A 15,630-nucleotide genomic window follows, 5' to 3' on the forward strand; every position below is an offset into this window, starting at 1 on the left:
TATCAAATCTTTTGTACCTAACAGAAAAGGTCTTTCAGTTGCTGAAAGACCTTTTCTGTTGAAATACGAAGCCTTTGCAGCCCTGCGGGGTAGGATGTGTCTGTTTACCTTGTACCTTCCAACTGGTTTTTAGGATACTTCATTCTTTATTTTTCCTACATGATTCGCAAACAGCTTTGGCTATTGGGCTTGGGAACTACACTGGCTATGCAGCCGGCCGTAGCTCAGAAAAAGACACCCGTTACGACGCCCAAACCGCCTACCGTGAAAGCGCCCGCCAAGGCTACTGCTGGCGGCGCTAAACTGGTAGAAAAAGTGACCCGCAAAGGCTCCGAGCTGGTAATTCCCTACGAAAAGTACGTGCTGCCCAACGGCCTCACGGTGGTAGTGGCCGAAGACCACTCCGACCCACTGGTACACGTGGACGTGACCTACCACGTGGGCTCAGCCCGGGAGCAGATTGGCAAATCGGGCTTTGCGCACTTCTTCGAGCACATGATGTTTCAGGGCTCCGACCACGTGGGCGACCAGCAGCACTTCAAGCTAGTGACGGCTGCCGGTGGTACCCTCAACGGCTCCACCAACCGCGACCGGACCAACTACTACGAAACCGTACCCAGCAACCAGCTGGAAACCGCGCTGTGGCTGGAGGCCGACCGCATGGGCTTTCTGCTGGATGCCGTGTCGCAGAAAAAGTTTGAGATTCAGCGCGCTACCGTGAAAAACGAGCGCGGCCAGAACTACGACAACCGCCCCTACGGCCTGGCCCAGGAGTACATTGCCAAAACGCTCTACCCCTACGGCCACCCCTACTCCTGGCTCACCATCGGCTACCTCGAAGACCTGGACCGGTCGGACGTGAACGACCTGAAGAACTTCTTCCTGCGCTGGTATGGCCCCAACAACGCGACCCTAACGGTAGGCGGCGACGTGAAAGCCGCCGAGGTGGTGAAGCTGGCCGAGAAATACTTCGGCCCCATCAAGCGCGGCCCCGAAGTGAAGGAGCAAAAGCTGCCTGCGCCCGTGCTCAACCAGGACCGCTACGTGAGCTACGAGGACAACGTGCGCTTCCCGATGCTGCAAATGGTGTTCCCCGCCGTGCCCCAAAACCATCCCGACGAGATTCCGCTGGATGCGCTGGCTGAGATTATCGGGCAGGGCAAGACCTCTTTGCTCTACAAAAACCTGGTGAAGGCGCAGAAAGCCGTGCAGGCGCAGGCGTACAACAGTACCTCGGAGCTAGGCGGCGAGTTTATCATGCTGGCCATTAGCTACCCCGGCAAAGGTCTGGACAGCACCCAAACGGTATTCCGTAAAACGCTGGCGGAGTTCGAGAAAACCGGCGTTACGGACGAGCAGCTAACGCGCTTCAAAAACAGCGCCGAGGCCCAGGCCGTGAATAGCCTGAGCAGCGTATCTGGTAAGGTCAGTCAGTTGGCCGCTTACCAGACCTACGAGGGCAACCCCAACCAACTCCCCGAGCAGCTACGTCGCCTGCGTGCCCTCTCCAAAGCCGATGTGCAGCGTGTGTACGACAAGTACATCCGCGGCAAGCACGCCGTAATTCTGAGCGTATTGCCGAAAGGCCAAATGGCGCTGGCTGCTGCCAAAGACAACTACACTGTGTCGCAAGCGGGCTACAAGGCGCCTAACTACGGCTACGAGGGCCTGAAATACGTGAAGGCCACCGATACATTTGACCGTAGCAAGCAGCCCGGCTCTGGCGCCAACCCTGTGGTGAAAGTGCCCGCTATCTGGCAGGACCAGTTTGATAACGGCCTGCGCCTGATCGGCACCAAAAACACGGAAATCCCAACCGTGACCATGCTAATGACCATCCGTGGCGGACACCGCCTAGAGCAACAGAACCGCAACAAAGCCGGGGTAGCAGCTCTCACAGCCCAAATGCTGAACGAAGGCTCGGAGAAATACACCAGCGAGGAGTTCTCAGCCGCTCTAGACCGCCTGGGGAGCACCGTGAGCGTAAATTCCGGCGACGATAACACCACGGTATACGTGCAGTCGCTCACCAAAAACCTGCCCGCTACCATGGCCCTGCTGGAGCAGCGCCTGCTGCACCCACGCTTCGACCAGGCCGATTTTGACCGCCTGAAAAAGCAGACGCTGGAAGGTATTGCGAATCAGACCACCCAGCCCGTAGTCATTGCCAACAATGCCTATTCGCGCCTGCTTTACAGCCCCGGCGATATTATGTCGGTGCCGGCGAGCGGCACCACGGCTACCGTATCGGAGCTGACGCTGGACGACGTGAAGCAGTTTTATCAGCAGAACTACGCGCCCAACGTGAGCTACGTGACGGCCGTGGGTGATGTGGATGAAGCCACCGTGGAGAAGTCGCTGGCCTTCCTGAAATCCTGGCCGCGCAAAGGCGTAACCATTCCGCCGGGCGAAAGAACGCAGCAGCCCGACAAAACCCGCATCTACTTTATCAATAAAGATGGCGCGGCACAGTCGGAAATCCGGGTGGGCTACCTCACGCCCCTCACTTACGACGCCACCGGCGACTACTATCGCGCCTACCTGGCCAACTACCTGTTGGGCGGCGCCTTCAACTCGCGCATCAACCTGAACCTGCGCGAAGACAAGGGCTACACCTACGGCGCCCGCTCGGGCTTCTCGGGCACGCGCTATATTGGTCCCTACACGGCCTCGGCCGGGGTGCGCGCCGATGCTACAGCGGCTTCGGTGAAGGAGTTTATGAAGGAAATTACCAACTACCGCAACGGTATTACCGACGAGGAGCTAGCGTTCCTGCAATCCTCGGTGGGCCAAAGCGATGCCCTGCGCTACGAAACCGGCCAGCAGAAAGCCGGCTTCCTGTCGCGCCTGGTAGAGTACGACCTAGCGCCCGACTACGTGACCAAGCAGAGCGACATCCTGAAAAACCTGACGAAGGAAGACGTGCTGGCCTCGGCCCAGAAATACCTACCCGCCGACAAGATGTACATCGTAGTGGTAGGCGACCGGACCAAGGCCTTCCCCGGCTTGGCTGAGCTGGGCTACGACGTAGTGGAGTTGGATGCCAACGGCCAGCGTGTGACGCCTACCGCTACCCCCGCTCCTACTGCTGAGGCCCCCACCGCCGCCCCGGCCGTCGATACAGACGTGACCGTGAAAGAAGGCCGGCGCAAAGCCAAAGCCAAGGACGAGAAAGGCCGTAAGATCAAAGTGAAGCACAAAGCCGGCGACGAGAAAACAGACGCCGGGCAATAGATTGCCTGTGGTTGATTAGAAAAAGCGCCCGGCTTCTAAGAAGCCGGGCGCTTTCGTTTGCAGCTCGGTTGCCCCTCTCAGCTGCTGGATGGCAACATGGCATCCATCAATATCTCGTAGCTTTGACGCTAAAGAGGCGCTTGACTGCCCGTCTGCTATTTCTGTTCTGCCCTTTGTTTGTGTTGAGCTGCGCTATGAAAATTTCTATCGTTATCCCCGCTTACAATGAAGAAGAAAACCTATCGGAGGTAGCAGCACGCATCAAGGAAAACCTAACGGGCCGCTACGAACGGGAACTGATTTTTGTGGACGATGGTAGCCACGACAATACCCAACACGTGTTACGCGAGTTGCACAGGCAAGACCCAGAAATTCACTATGTAGCCCTCTCCCGCAATTTCGGGCACCAAAGCGCCCTACGCGCTGGCTTGGATTATGCCACCGGCGACTGTATCATCTCCTTGGACGCCGATATGCAGCACCCCCCGCAGCTGCTACCCGAACTGATTGGGCACTGGCTGGCCGGTTATGATATTGTATATACGCAACGGGAAGATGATGAGAAGTTGTCGTGGTTTAAACGGAGTACGTCGAATGCTTTCTACGGCCTAATGAACTCGCTGTCGAGCGTGAGCTTCGAGCCGGGAACAGCCGACTACCGCCTCATCGACCGGCGCGTGGCCGACGTAGTGCGCAACAGCCCCGATGTGGAGCTTTTTCTGCGCGGTTTTATTCACTGGGTGGGCTTTCGGCAGAAAAAAGTAGCGTACACGCCGGCGGCCCGCTTCCGGGGTAAAACCAAGTATACCCTGCGCAAGATGGTGAAACTAGCCTTCAACGGGGTGACTTCCTTCAGCGTTCGGCCCCTGCACCTTGCTACCCTGGCCGGCGCAGTGGTATCGGCACTGGCTTTCAGCTACGCGCTCTACGCACTGTATATCTTGCTGTTCACTAATGACGCCGTACCGGGCTGGACCTCTACCCTAGTAAGTGTGCTGTTTATTGGCGGTATCCAGCTTCTGGTGTTAGGCATTATGGGTGAGTACTTAGGCCGTTTATTTGTGCAGTCCAAACAGCGTCCGCCCTACCTCGTGAGCGAAACGGATGGCGGTTTACCCGTGCCGCCACCTCGTGGCTCCCTGATGCCCGATACGGCACCCCGAACTCCGCACATTCCTCCTGCTTAGTTCTCTCCGGCTGCCCTTAACCTTTAGCCAACAAGGAGGCGTGGCCTTACCTGCAATCCATTTTTAGCCTTGCAAGCTGAGTATCAACGCCTGATTACCCTATGGGGTATGATACGACGCTACTTGCCTCGTTTTACTTCTCTACTTGATGACTGTGCCGCGACAATCAACGACGATTGCATTATCTGACCGTTTGGTACTAGGCGGACTTTTACTGGTTCATTTGCTCTTACTCTGGGCGCGTGTCGGGCAAGTTTTGTGGCACCCCACAGAGTATCTGCTGTCGCCTGCCGGTGATGGCATTAAATCGTATTTCGCCCTACTCTACTACGTGCAGATCGACCACGGCCAGCAGTTTACGGGCATGCTTTATCCGTACGGAGAGCTGCTAACCTACACGGATGGTTTTCCGTTGCTGGCTTGGGCATTGAAAACCTGGGAAAGTGTATTTGGCCTGAGCAAAGCCAGCGTGGTAGGCGCCCTGAACCTGACCATACTCCTGTCGTCGCTACCTGCCACGGCTTTGCTTTACGCTATTATGCGCCGCTACCGGGTTGGCCAACTCCTAGCGGCCTGTGCGGCGCTTCTCATCGTGTTTTTGTCGCCGCAATGGTTTCGTATTACAGGGGGGCATCTCACGCTGGCCTTGTTTTTTGCCGTACCATTGCTATGGTATTTGCAATTGCGGCTGATGCACGCCACCACTACCCGGCAGCGGGCACGCTGGTTAGCTGGCTACCTTCTTTCAGCGTTGCTATTAGCGCTGGCTCACCCCTACTACCTCCTGCATGCCCTACTGCTACCCCTTGCTACTGCCGCCGTGCAGCTGGTGCAGCAGCTAGGCCGCCGCGCTCAGCCCTGGCGCATGCCGCTTTGGTTGGTGCTAAGCGGTACGTTGCCGGTTCTGCTGTTTCGTCTGTGGATTGGCCTGATTGATTCTATGGCAGACCGCCCGGTGAATCCCTATGGTTTCTTTGTCTATCACACCAATATTGCCAGCGTGTTCGGTCCTGTGATAGAGCCTTTTGCAGCCGTTTTTGCTTTCATTTTCCATACCAATGCCCCCATTTGGGAAGGGTATGCCTATATAGGCCTACCCGCTGTGCTGGGTATTGGGCTGTTAGTAGTGCGGGGGATAGATCATCTGGTACGGAAACGTTGGCTGTGGATACTAGCCCCCACCTTGCCTAACTCTCTTGGAACTAGCCTGTGGGCCGCTACCCTGGTACTGCTATTTGCGGCCGGCTGGCCTTTCATCCTACCCTCTTTCAGCGGATTAATTGATTGGCTGCCGGGCCTCAAGCAATTTCGCTCACTGGGGCGCTTCGCCTGGATATTTTACTATGTTATAGGAGTCGTTACGGTGGTGCAGCTGTGGCAGCTGTACCGCATGTTGCAGCAGCGCCGGGTAGGGCGCCTTGGCGTTGTACTGCTCAGCCTGCTGCTGCTGCTTTGGGGGCTAGAGGCTAAGTACCAAGTGGAAGCAGCTACCCACCCTTTACGGGATGCCCAAGTAGCCACCCACTTCCTGAGTCCTGACGACAACTATGCTGAATTGCTTTCCAAAGCAGGCCACGACCCAGCGCGCTTTCAGGCGCTGCTGCCACTGCCGTACTATTCGCTGGGGTCCGAAAAGTTTGATTTGGGCGGCTCCGAAATCAGCGTTGTCGAAGGCTTTCGGGCCGCGCTTAATCTGCGTTTACCCATCATCGCCGGTATGATGTCGCGGACGTCTACCACGCAGGCCCTCAGCTTGCTTCAGCTTTTTTCTTCCGATTTAACTCCTAAAAGCCTACCGGCACAATTACCCTCCCAACGCCCCCTGCTGGTAGTAGCTTCCCGACAGGATGCTCTACGCCCCGCTGAAACCGCTTTGCTGCAAAGGGGCGCCCAGCAACTGCTGCAAACAGATCGAGTAACGCTCTACGAGCTACCCTTGACGGCCTTCGCTACCGCTCGTCCGGCTAAAGAACGGGCTTGGTTTGCAGCGCATCAAGCGTCTTTACTTAAAGAAGGGCCTATCTGGCGTACAGCACCAGGGCCAGCTGTTATTTGGCGCACCTTTTCTGAAAATTCCGCCTCAGCTTCTTTCACACAGCCCGGCGCTGCTCATCGTAGCAAAGGCCTGCTCACACTGTATGAAGGGCCCCTACCCGGCGCCACCGATACAACTAGCTACGAGCTAAGTATTTGGGCCTACGCAAAGACTTCTGACTGGCTGCCAGTGCTACGCTACCGTCAGCTTGACCCCAGTGGCAATGAGGTAGAGCGGCGGGAAGAATCAATGAAAACCAGCACAGAAATTCATGGCGACTGGGTTCGATTTGCCTACGTCATTCAGCTAAAATCTCCGCAAAACCGGGTAGAAGTGGCAATGGATGGTGCCGATATCCTGGTTGATGACCTGTTGATTCGACCTCGCTCCACACAAGTATATTGGCTGGACTCGCGCGGACAACCTGTCCTCAATGGCTACCCACTGGCGTGGTAGCCATCTACTGCGCATCACTGCGTCAGTCCCATGCTACGCTAGGCCCCTTTCCCTTGCTGTTGCTCAAAAAACTCAACCGCTTCGTTTTTAAACTGCTCATGTATTGAGCGCAAAAAGGGTATAGGGGCTGTAGGTTTATCCTCCTACCTATCTTTGCAGCCTACCTCCGCTATCCTACTACGCTGCATGGATCTTTCGATTATCATTCCCATCTATAATGAGGAAGCCAATATTCAGACTCTATACGACCGGCTGAGTGGCGTGCTGGCCCCGCTTGGCCGTTCCTACGAGCTTATCTTTGTCAACGACGGCTCCCGCGACCAGTCGCTGCGCCTGGTTAAAGCTCTCACAGAGCGCGACGCGCGCGTGCGCTACATTGATTTCAGCCGTAATTTTGGGCACCAGATTGCCGTTACGGCTGGGCTGGACTTATCGCATGGTGAGGCGGTAGTGATTATCGACGCCGATTTGCAAGACCCGCCGGAGCTGATTCCGCAGCTCTACCAGAAGCTGCACGAAGGCTACGAGGTAGTGTATGCCCGTCGCCGCTCGCGCCAGGGCGAAAGCGTCGCTAAGAAGTTCACTGCCAAGCTGTTTTACCGTATTCTAGCCAACATCACTAACATATCAATCCCCGTAGATACGGGCGATTTCCGTATTGTGTCCCGCAAGGTGGTAGATGCGCTCAAGCAAATGCCAGAGCAAAATAAGTTTATCCGCGGGCAGATTTCCTGGATTGGCTACCGTCAGACCTACCTCGAATACGACCGGGCCGAACGAGCCGGTGGTGCCACCGGCTACACATACAGTAAAATGATTCGGCTGGCGCTGGACGGCATCACGGGCTTCTCTGATGCGCCCCTTAAGTTTGCTACCATTAGCGGGTTTGTGGTATCGGGCATTTCCTTCCTGGTTGTGCTTTACACGCTCTACGAGCGATTTATAGCACATGACTACCAGCCAGGTTGGGCTTCCCTGATGGTAAGCATTTTATTCCTGGGGGGCATTCAGCTAATTGCGGTCGGTATCATTGGTGAGTATTTGTCGCGGTTGTCGGCCAACGTGCGTCAGCGCCCCCTCTACATCATTTCCGACACCAATATTCCGGTTACCAGCGTTGCGCCTGCCGCTAGTCCTGCTACCCACCCAGGTCCTGTTTTCCCGACGTAACCGGTGGCGTTGTGCCGCCTTATTCCAACTCCTGCACCAGCTGTTCTAGCTCGGCCAGCGTGGTTTCGCGGAAGCTGAGCGGCTCGCTGCTGTGGCGCCCCGTAGTGATTTCGCGCACGGCCACGTAGGGTGTGCCGCTCATGTAGCGAATACCGAGCAGCACGGCCTTTTTGTTGGCCGGCACGTCCACAAAGTCGTAGCCCGTTTCGGTGGGCTGGCCTAGCACAATGGTAGCGGCATCGTGCAGCACCAGGCGTACGCTGGTGTGCGTGTCGGGCTCTACGGCGGCCGTGAGGGTAGTCACGGCTTCGGCCGCGGGGCGCGGACGGGCAGCCGCTATCCACCCCAGTTGCCCTACCCGGAAAGCCTGCCGATCAGTGGCCGGCGCTTCTGCGGCGGCTACTGATGGTGCTGGTGCCGACACGATAGTTGAGTCAGTATCAGCCAGTAGGTCGGGGGCTTCGGGTAAGGTGAAGCGGATGGGTACCAGTATTTTCACCTTCACAAAACGCCCTTCGCGCTGGCCGGGCGTCCAGCGGCCCGAGCTTTGCCGCAGCACCCGCAGGGCTTCCGCATCGAAGCTGCTACCCAGGCCGCGCAGCACTTTGGGCGTTAGCACCCGCCCCGCTTCGTCAATCACCGCCGACACGTAGACGGTACCCTGCGTGTGGCTACCGGCCGCTGCGGTGGGGTAGCGCACGAGTTTGTTCAGGGTGGCCGGGCCACTCTCATATACAGGCATGGGGTGCGCCTCATTGTATATCTGGTCGTCTACTACCGTCTCAGAGCCAGCCACCACCCACCTAACCGGCTGCCGGCGCCCGCTTAGCCCATAATACAGCGGCATTCCCGACCGGGCCGAAGCCGGAAGCTCCACCTGCACGGCGCGGCCCGCGGCTATGCGCAGGAACTGGCCGTTGCCCGTGGCCCGCACCAGCACGGCGCCGCCCGGTATCAGCAGTTGATCATCGGTGGTTTCGGACACAATATTGGAGAGCAGTACATCAGCCAGCCCGTAGCACTCCTTCAATTCCACAAACACAGGGCCGGTTGCGGGCTCCCTGCGCGCGTCGACCAGCGTGCCCGCCGGAATGCGTACCACGGTGCCCTCCCTACCCCGCACCTCGGCTAGTTGGGTAGGGTCTATCTTGTGGTACTCGCTGGCTTTCAGGGTGAGGTCGTAAAGACGTGCTTCGGCGGGCGGTGGGGCAGCGGTGTCGCGGGGTGCTATGGCGCGGCGCCCGGCCCCCGGCCTGATGAGTGGGGCATTGGCTTGGGTAGGGCGCTCTACCCGGTGCCAGGTTAGGGTATCGGGGCGGCGAGGCGTGGGGGCAGGCAGCGTGTCAACGGGCAGCTCGGTTTCAGCGCCTGCTACCTCTGTTTGAGCGGGCGTGTCGGACTGACAGCTGTAGAACAGGAAAGAGGCTAGGCCACTGAGCAGCAAAAGGCGAAGGGTAGGCATTGGACAAAATAACGGCTTCGGCAGCTATTCTGGTACAAATGGGGCAAAAGCCTCAGCAGTACAGCCAGGATAGGTTGTATGCACCTTCCACTTTGCTTCACCAAAAAAATTAAATTAATAATAATTACTTAATAATCAATTATTTGGTGCATCAAACAGTCTATAGTATCACTTTTAATTCTCGATTAAACGTATTTATACGTTATATAACTTATAAATACGTTATACTTGCCTTATGGAAGAGTTAACAAAAACAGAGGAGCGCATCATGCACGTGCTCTGGAAGCTGAAACGAGCTTTTGTTAAAGACATTATTCAGCATCTGGATGAAGACCCTGCGCCACCTTACACCACTATTTCTTCGGTGGTGCGCATTCTGGAGCGCAAGGGCTATGTGAGTTTCAAGGCCTATGGCAAGACGTATGAGTACTCGCCTGCCATCAGTAAGCTGGAATACCGCGCGGCTTCTCTTAAGCGCATGCTGACGCAGTATTTCGACAATTCGCCGGCGGCGCTGGTGTCTTTTATGGTAGCGGAAGAAAGCCTGAGCCCCGAGGAAGTGCAGCGCCTCCGCCAGCTGCTGGACCAAGCCTCTCCCGATACCTCCCCTACCGATGACACCCACTAGCCTGCTGCTCTACCTGGCCGAGGTTAGCTTCGGCACGGTTGTCTTCGCGCTACTCTACCGGCTGGTATTTACCCAGCTGCCCACGTTCCGTTGGAACCGTTGGTACTTGCTGGTTAGCCTGGTTGCCAGTTTTGCCCTGCCGTTGCTGGTCGGTTTCACGCCGTGGTTGGCGCCTGCCGCTGCTGACGATCCAACCGGACCTCTCCCTGCCCTACCCTTGCGCTGGGCGCTGGCAGCTACCCCAACATCTCCACTTCTCGACACTCCCGATTATCTGCACAGACTGGGTTGGGTGGTGCTGGGAGTATATGTTGCGGGCGTCTGCTACCGGGCATGGCGTACGGGCCGCAGTTTGTGGCAACTATACATGCTGGTGACTGCGCACGCCAGCGTTCGTCTGCCAACGGGCCGACTGGTGCACTTGCCTACGCAGGCGCTGCCAGCGTTTTCCTTTGGGCCGTTCATTTTTCTTTCGTCGCTGCACCAGTCGCTTAGTGAGGCAGAGCGGCAGTTGCTACTTCTGCACGAACAGGTGCACGTGCGCCAGTATCACACGCTGGATTTGCTGGGCTACGAGGTAGCCGGTTGGCTACTCTGGTTTAACCCGGCAGTGCGCTACCTGGGCCGGCAGGTGCGGCAGGTGCACGAATACTTGGCCGATACCACTGTAGCGCAACTACCCGGCATCGGGATTCGCCAGTACGGCAGCCTGCTGCTGAAGCTGGTGGCGCAGCAGCCTCCCTTCCGTTTGACGCATACTTTTTCTTCTTCCACTTTAACGCAACGTATTTTTATGCTTACCACCTCTGTTCCTACCCGCTGGCAAAAACTTCGTTTTCTGCTTGTTATACCTGTGGCCGCTACGGCATGGGCTGTTAGTTCCTACGCGGGCTCTCCATTGCCGCCTACCCCAACAGAGCCTGCTACAGCTTCAGCTTCGCTCACAGCCACTCAAGCAGGCCCTACCATCCGGCGCATCACGTGGCAAGGCAACACGGTGCTATCGGCGGCTCGTCTCACACAAGCACTAGGGCTGAAACCCGGCGCTGTATATGACTCGGTAGCCCTCGGCCAGCGCCTGCAATCCGATGTCACATCTCTGTACATGGATCAGGGTTACTTGTTTTTTTCGATTGAGCCCAGCGTCGTTCCGCAATCCAATGGCACTGTAGATTTGATTTTTACCATTTCGGAAGGAAAGCCTGCCCGCCTGGGAACCGTTACGCTACAGGATGCGCGTGCCCCTGCGGTAGCTACTGCGCCGCTGCTGGCCCAACTTCCCCTGCATAGCGGTGACCTATTCAGCCGTAAGAAGCTCGTAGAAAGTCAGACACTATTGGCACAAGCCAGCAACATACCTTTGGCAGCAGTGCAAGTAAACCCCATACCCGTAATGCAGCTCAATGGATCGGCAGTGGTGAATATAGAATTTGTGTTGCAGCCGAAGTAAGCGCTCCTGAAAAGACTACCCGGCCGCTTCGTGCGTTAAGGTCGGCAGGCTGGCTTCTTGTGCTAGGGTAGCACAAGTCTGCGCTCGTCTGCCGATCTTTATACCCGCTATGCTTCTACGTTTTTCTTTGTGGCTGATGCTGGGCACGCTGGTGCTCACTGCCTGCCAGCCCGATCTGGAATCTGGACCGTTGCTCGATTTTGTGGGGGGCTCACGCTACACGGCCTACACGCGCATCATCAACACGCCAGCAGATACGCTGACATATAAAATATTCGCAGCCACAACCAAAGCCCAAGGCAGCGACACGGCCGACGCGCCCAACCTGACCAACATGCGTGTTACGGTAACGTATACTCCGCGCCTAAATCCTGTTGACTACATTGGGTTGTCAGTTCCAGACCTCTACACCAGAGGAGACACGCTGGTCGTATTCAACCAGAAGATGAGGCGGAAGACCTTTGCTTTTCAGAACACCTTCAGTACACGCTCTACCAGCGGCCGCGAAACCTGGAAATTTGAGGCTACAGATGAAGATGGTAACACAAGCACCACCAGCTTTCGGATTACGCTCCGCAATGCCGACTCTACGCTTGCCTACCATCGCTACACAGTAGGTTTGCAGGCACCGCGCACGTTCACCAGCCGTTCGTATATAGCACTCCTGCCAGGCCTAACGTTTCCGCGCTACATAGGCTCCCAAACCGATTCGCCCGGGGTTCCCTATTCGGATGTGTATGGGCTGATTGATTTGGTCTACCTCCCTGGCGCCGCAAACTCAATTGTGCTGGCGTCGCCTTCAGATTCTACTCTAAGCCTAAGCACGCTGTGGCCAAGGGATTCTACTAAGCGCCGTACCACGCTCCTGCGCTCAACAAACCTCAACGCTAGCACCTTTGCTGCGGCATCCTCTCCAAATGACTTAACTACTGCATATAACAATGGTACTACTCCCACCGCTGTCCGCACCGAAACACTGGTGAAAGGCCGCGTGTATGCCTTCCGGACGCAGGACGCCAAGTTTGGGCTTATTTACGTGGAAAACATAATCACAACGCCTATTCCGGCGGCTAAACTGCAAGTACATATTACCAAGTAACAGCCTATATAGCGTACATAAAAAAACGCCGCTACGAATATCGTAGCGGCGTTTTTGCTGCATTCAGGTTTTTATTCTATCCTTAGAAAGTCGTCCCAATGGTGAGGGAGGTGGTGAAGCGGTTAGCATCAATGCTTACTACGGGTTGGTCGCCGGCATTGAGCACGTAGGGCGAGTAGTAGGTATTGGCTGACTTATATACGCCAGCTACGTCCAGGAAGAAGTTCTGCTGACGCAAGCCCAAGCCCACCGTGTAGTATGTTTGGGTGCGGTCGAAATCATTAGCGCGATAAGGGTCGCCGTAGCGGGCATACCCAAGCCGGAATCGGAAGGCCTCGTAACGTGCCTCGCCACCAAAACGCAGGTTGACGGTAGAGCGGTAAAGGTCGCTGATGTATTGGTTTGTGCTGGAGTAATCGTATCCAGCAGTCGTGCCGTTGGCAGTGGCGTTATCGCGGAAGCGCGGCTGAGAATAATCAACGTACTCCACATCGCCTGTCAGGAAACCATACTTCCCTAACAATACGGCGATGCCACCATTTGCCCGGAAGGGAGTGGTCAGGTTGTAGGAGAACTGCTGGCTACCCGTTTGCGCATCCCCTCCGTTAATTGTCTGGATTATTTGCCCCGCATCGTTTCGTATATACCTGGGCGGGGTAAACGTAGAGCTGAGCTGTGTGCTGTATGTATCTGTTAGTCGGTACCAAGTGGGTGTTTGCACAGAAGCACCAAGGCGCACATTATCCGTAGCACGATAAATAGCTCCAATACGAGCATTGAACCCTGTACCACGTGTTTGCAGGTAGTCGCGCAAATGCACATCCACATCACTGGTCGTCTCATAGAAATCACGCGTCATCTCGTAGCGCGCACCCACAACGCCAATGGCACCGCCTATATACAGCTTGTCGCGGTAGCTAGCCCCGTAGGCAAAGTCGTACTGCGACTGCGACCCGGTATTTAGCGTGCTTTCCCGCTGCGTAATAGGTCCGTTGCGACTAATAGTAGATACTTGGTTGCCGCCATCCAGGTTATTCAAATAAGCACCATAGGCCAGCGCGTCTAAGTCAACGTAGGCATTATCGGCATACTGATCATCTATTTCCTGATTAGTAAGACGCGGCTCCCGCAAACGCTGAAACAACGACTGCTGCTCGCCCACCGTCCCAGAATAGACGGAGTTCTGATTGAAATCGTTGATGCGCGTAACGCCTATTCCAAAGGAGCCTGCGCGCCAGTCCGATGTGTTGTCGCTATCGGGCCGACGGTTGGTAAAGATTAGCCCTACGTTTCCAATGTGCAGGCTGTTTCGGGAATCGGTGAGGCTGCCACTACCCTGCAAAGAGCTGTTGGTATTACCAACGCCAAAGCCGGGCGTAAAACTCACCTCCGAACGCTGGAATAAGCCCAGACCAGCTGGGTTGCTGCTTAAGTTACCAGCATCTGCCCCTAGCGCTACGTTGGCTCCGCCAATTCCTAACGTACGGGCTCCGCCGCCAAATTGTAGTTGAGAGTACCGCAAAGCATCTAGCTCACTTTGGGCAAAAGCGTGGCTGGCCCAACCCATAAGGGCCAAGCCTAGCCAATATTTCATGTTTTTCATTCAGGAAAGAAAGGAAAATGAGACATCTACGAGCGTAAGCCCGGATGCATTAGCGCACGCGTCCACGGCTACCACCGCCGCCACCTACCGAGCTAGCACCGGAAGAACCTCCGAAAGAGCTACGCGAAGGCTCACTGAACGAGCGCGAGGGTTGCTGCTGCTCATACGAGCGAGTAGGTTGGCTGTATACCTGGCGTTGCGTTGCCTGACCATCGCCACTGAACAATCGGTTACGACGGGGCTGTACTACATTGCCCTGGTTGCTATACCCTTGACTACCAGCATCGGCGCTGCGCCACCGGCGTCCTCCCGAGCGGGTATCCAGATTGGGCTGATCGGCGGGCACATTCACAGTGTTCTGGCGCTGGGGGTTGCCAGCCACGCCACCATCCACAACCCGTCCACGGCTCCAGCCACCATTACCATTGTTTCCATTCACGACTGTACCACCCGAGCCATTAGACAGAACAGCATTGCCACTGGAGCGGCCACCGCGTATGCCAGTATTGGGGGCCGACGACAACGCAGCAGCACTCCGCTCACGACGCGGCTGGTAGTTAACGCGGCTACGTACATCACCGGCATAGCCATAGCTACCGCCATAGTAAGGATAACCATACCCCAGGCCGCCGTAGCCCAAGCCACCATAGCCTAAGCCGTAGCCGTACCCAAGCCCTGGCCCATAGCCCAAACCACCGTAGAAGGGGTCATACAAGCCACCATATCCCAATCCTCCATAGCCTAAGCCATACGGACGATAGAGGGAGCCAAAGCCCAATCCTAAGCCAATGCTCAAGCCAGAGCCGTAATAAGGCGAGTAGAAGGGACTGTAAAGCGAGCCAAAGCCGTAGGGGCTATAGCCACCATACCAAAAGGGGTCGGTATAGGCGAGACTGGAATAACCCAGGCCGCTATAGGTAGAGCTGTTGAAACGACGCAAGCGAGAGGCATAGCCATAGTCATCATCGTAGTACTCTGTAGTGCCAGTGGCATCTTGCATAGTACCATCGCCAGAGTATTCGGGGTTTACATCACCTGATACGGCGTAGCCACCGTTGCTTTGCCCCTGCCCGTAGCGGGCGTCCAGTGCTTCCTGGGCAGCAGGCGTCAGCGTAGTCTTATCCTTTGAGGTATAATACACTCCATCGTCTTCGGTAGAGGTAGTAAGGGCCGATGTGCCCGCGCACCCGCCAAGCGCTAGCGCACTCAGGGCAGATAAAATGAAGGTGGAATATCTTTTCATGATTATGTAGAGAAAGGAGCTATGGAAATGAGAATCAGGCGAAGTTAGAGGGCATTTGCTACC

10 protein-coding genes are annotated in these 15,630 nt (G+C 56.2%); 7 read left to right on the forward strand and 3 right to left on the reverse strand.

What is annotated here, in order from left to right; translation table 11 throughout:
• The first annotated feature begins 159 nt into the window (after nt 1-159).
• From H8B15_RS18745 to H8B15_RS18760, 4 genes are all read left to right on the forward strand, one after another.
• Nucleotides 160-3,234 carry a M16 family metallopeptidase gene (locus H8B15_RS18745; protein ID WP_187321182.1) on the forward strand — a complete coding sequence of 1,025 codons (3,075 nt, stop codon included), beginning with the start codon at nt 160-162 and terminating at the stop codon, nt 3,232-3,234.
• A gap of 194 nt (nt 3,235-3,428) precedes the next feature.
• Complete coding sequence (locus tag H8B15_RS18750) at nt 3,429-4,421, forward strand: glycosyltransferase family 2 protein (RefSeq protein ID WP_187321183.1); 993 nt, start codon at nt 3,429-3,431, stop codon at nt 4,419-4,421.
• A 148-nt stretch (nt 4,422-4,569) separates the two neighbouring features.
• Nucleotides 4,570-6,912 (forward strand): DUF6311 domain-containing protein, encoded by a 2,343-nt coding sequence (locus tag H8B15_RS18755; protein ID WP_484496853.1) that lies wholly within the window; start codon nt 4,570-4,572, stop codon nt 6,910-6,912.
• Between the two features lie 186 nt (nt 6,913-7,098).
• Complete coding sequence (locus H8B15_RS18760) at nt 7,099-8,082, forward strand: glycosyltransferase family 2 protein (RefSeq protein ID WP_187321185.1); 984 nt, start codon at nt 7,099-7,101, stop codon at nt 8,080-8,082.
• A gap of 19 nt (nt 8,083-8,101) precedes the next feature.
• Here H8B15_RS18760 and H8B15_RS18765 read toward each other — a convergent pair whose 3' ends face one another.
• Nucleotides 8,102-9,544, reverse strand: coding sequence for an energy transducer TonB (locus H8B15_RS18765; protein ID WP_187321186.1), 1,443 nt, complete (start codon nt 9,542-9,544; stop codon nt 8,102-8,104).
• Nucleotides 9,545-9,779: 235 nt separating this feature from the next.
• On the opposite strand from H8B15_RS18765, the gene H8B15_RS18770 reads away from it, so the two are divergent.
• The 3 genes from H8B15_RS18770 (at nt 9,780) to H8B15_RS18780 (ending at nt 12,721) form a co-directional block, all read left to right on the forward strand.
• Nucleotides 9,780-10,172 carry a BlaI/MecI/CopY family transcriptional regulator gene (locus H8B15_RS18770; protein WP_187321187.1) on the forward strand — a complete coding sequence of 131 codons (393 nt, stop codon included), beginning with the start codon at nt 9,780-9,782 and terminating at the stop codon, nt 10,170-10,172.
• Nucleotides 10,159-11,622: a POTRA domain-containing protein gene (locus H8B15_RS18775; RefSeq protein ID WP_187321188.1), complete on the forward strand. Its 1,464-nt coding sequence runs from the start codon at nt 10,159-10,161 to the stop codon at nt 11,620-11,622. Before H8B15_RS18770 ends, H8B15_RS18775 begins: the two co-directional genes overlap by 14 nt.
• 109 nt (nt 11,623-11,731) lie before the next feature.
• A complete protein-coding gene (locus H8B15_RS18780) occupies nt 11,732-12,721 on the forward strand; it encodes a hypothetical protein (RefSeq protein ID WP_187321189.1) in 990 nt (329 codons plus the stop codon).
• A gap of 82 nt (nt 12,722-12,803) precedes the next feature.
• On the opposite strand, the gene H8B15_RS18785 is transcribed toward H8B15_RS18780, so the two are convergent.
• The gene (locus H8B15_RS18785) at nt 12,804-14,315 is read right to left on the reverse strand and encodes an OmpP1/FadL family transporter (RefSeq protein WP_187321190.1); all 1,512 of its coding nucleotides are present in this window, start codon (nt 14,313-14,315) and stop codon (nt 12,804-12,806) included.
• A gap of 58 nt (nt 14,316-14,373) precedes the next feature.
• Nucleotides 14,374-15,567, reverse strand: coding sequence for a hypothetical protein (locus tag H8B15_RS18790; protein WP_187321191.1), 1,194 nt, complete (start codon nt 15,565-15,567; stop codon nt 14,374-14,376).
• Nucleotides 15,568-15,630 lie beyond the last annotated feature (63 nt).

The organism is Hymenobacter citatus, from assembly GCF_014333615.1.
GTDB lineage: Bacteria > Bacteroidota > Bacteroidia > Cytophagales > Hymenobacteraceae > Hymenobacter > Hymenobacter citatus.

Bases quoted from the DNA above. Each gene is read 5' to 3' on its own strand.
- H8B15_RS18745 (WP_187321182.1), top strand. From the start codon at position 160: ATGATTCGCAAACAGCTTTGGCTATTGGGCTTGGGAACTACACTGGCT.
- H8B15_RS18750 (WP_187321183.1), top strand. From the start codon at position 3,429: ATGAAAATTTCTATCGTTATCCCCGCTTACAATGAAGAAGAAAACCTA.
- H8B15_RS18755 (WP_484496853.1), top strand. From the start codon at position 4,570: ATGACTGTGCCGCGACAATCAACGACGATTGCATTATCTGACCGTTTG.
- H8B15_RS18760 (WP_187321185.1), top strand. From the start codon at position 7,099: ATGGATCTTTCGATTATCATTCCCATCTATAATGAGGAAGCCAATATT.
- H8B15_RS18765 (WP_187321186.1), bottom strand. From the start codon at position 9,544: ATGCCTACCCTTCGCCTTTTGCTGCTCAGTGGCCTAGCCTCTTTCCTG.
- H8B15_RS18770 (WP_187321187.1), top strand. From the start codon at position 9,780: ATGGAAGAGTTAACAAAAACAGAGGAGCGCATCATGCACGTGCTCTGG.
- H8B15_RS18775 (WP_187321188.1), top strand. From the start codon at position 10,159: ATGACACCCACTAGCCTGCTGCTCTACCTGGCCGAGGTTAGCTTCGGC.
- H8B15_RS18780 (WP_187321189.1), top strand. From the start codon at position 11,732: ATGCTTCTACGTTTTTCTTTGTGGCTGATGCTGGGCACGCTGGTGCTC.
- H8B15_RS18785 (WP_187321190.1), bottom strand. From the start codon at position 14,315: ATGAAATATTGGCTAGGCTTGGCCCTTATGGGTTGGGCCAGCCACGCT.
- H8B15_RS18790 (WP_187321191.1), bottom strand. From the start codon at position 15,567: ATGAAAAGATATTCCACCTTCATTTTATCTGCCCTGAGTGCGCTAGCG.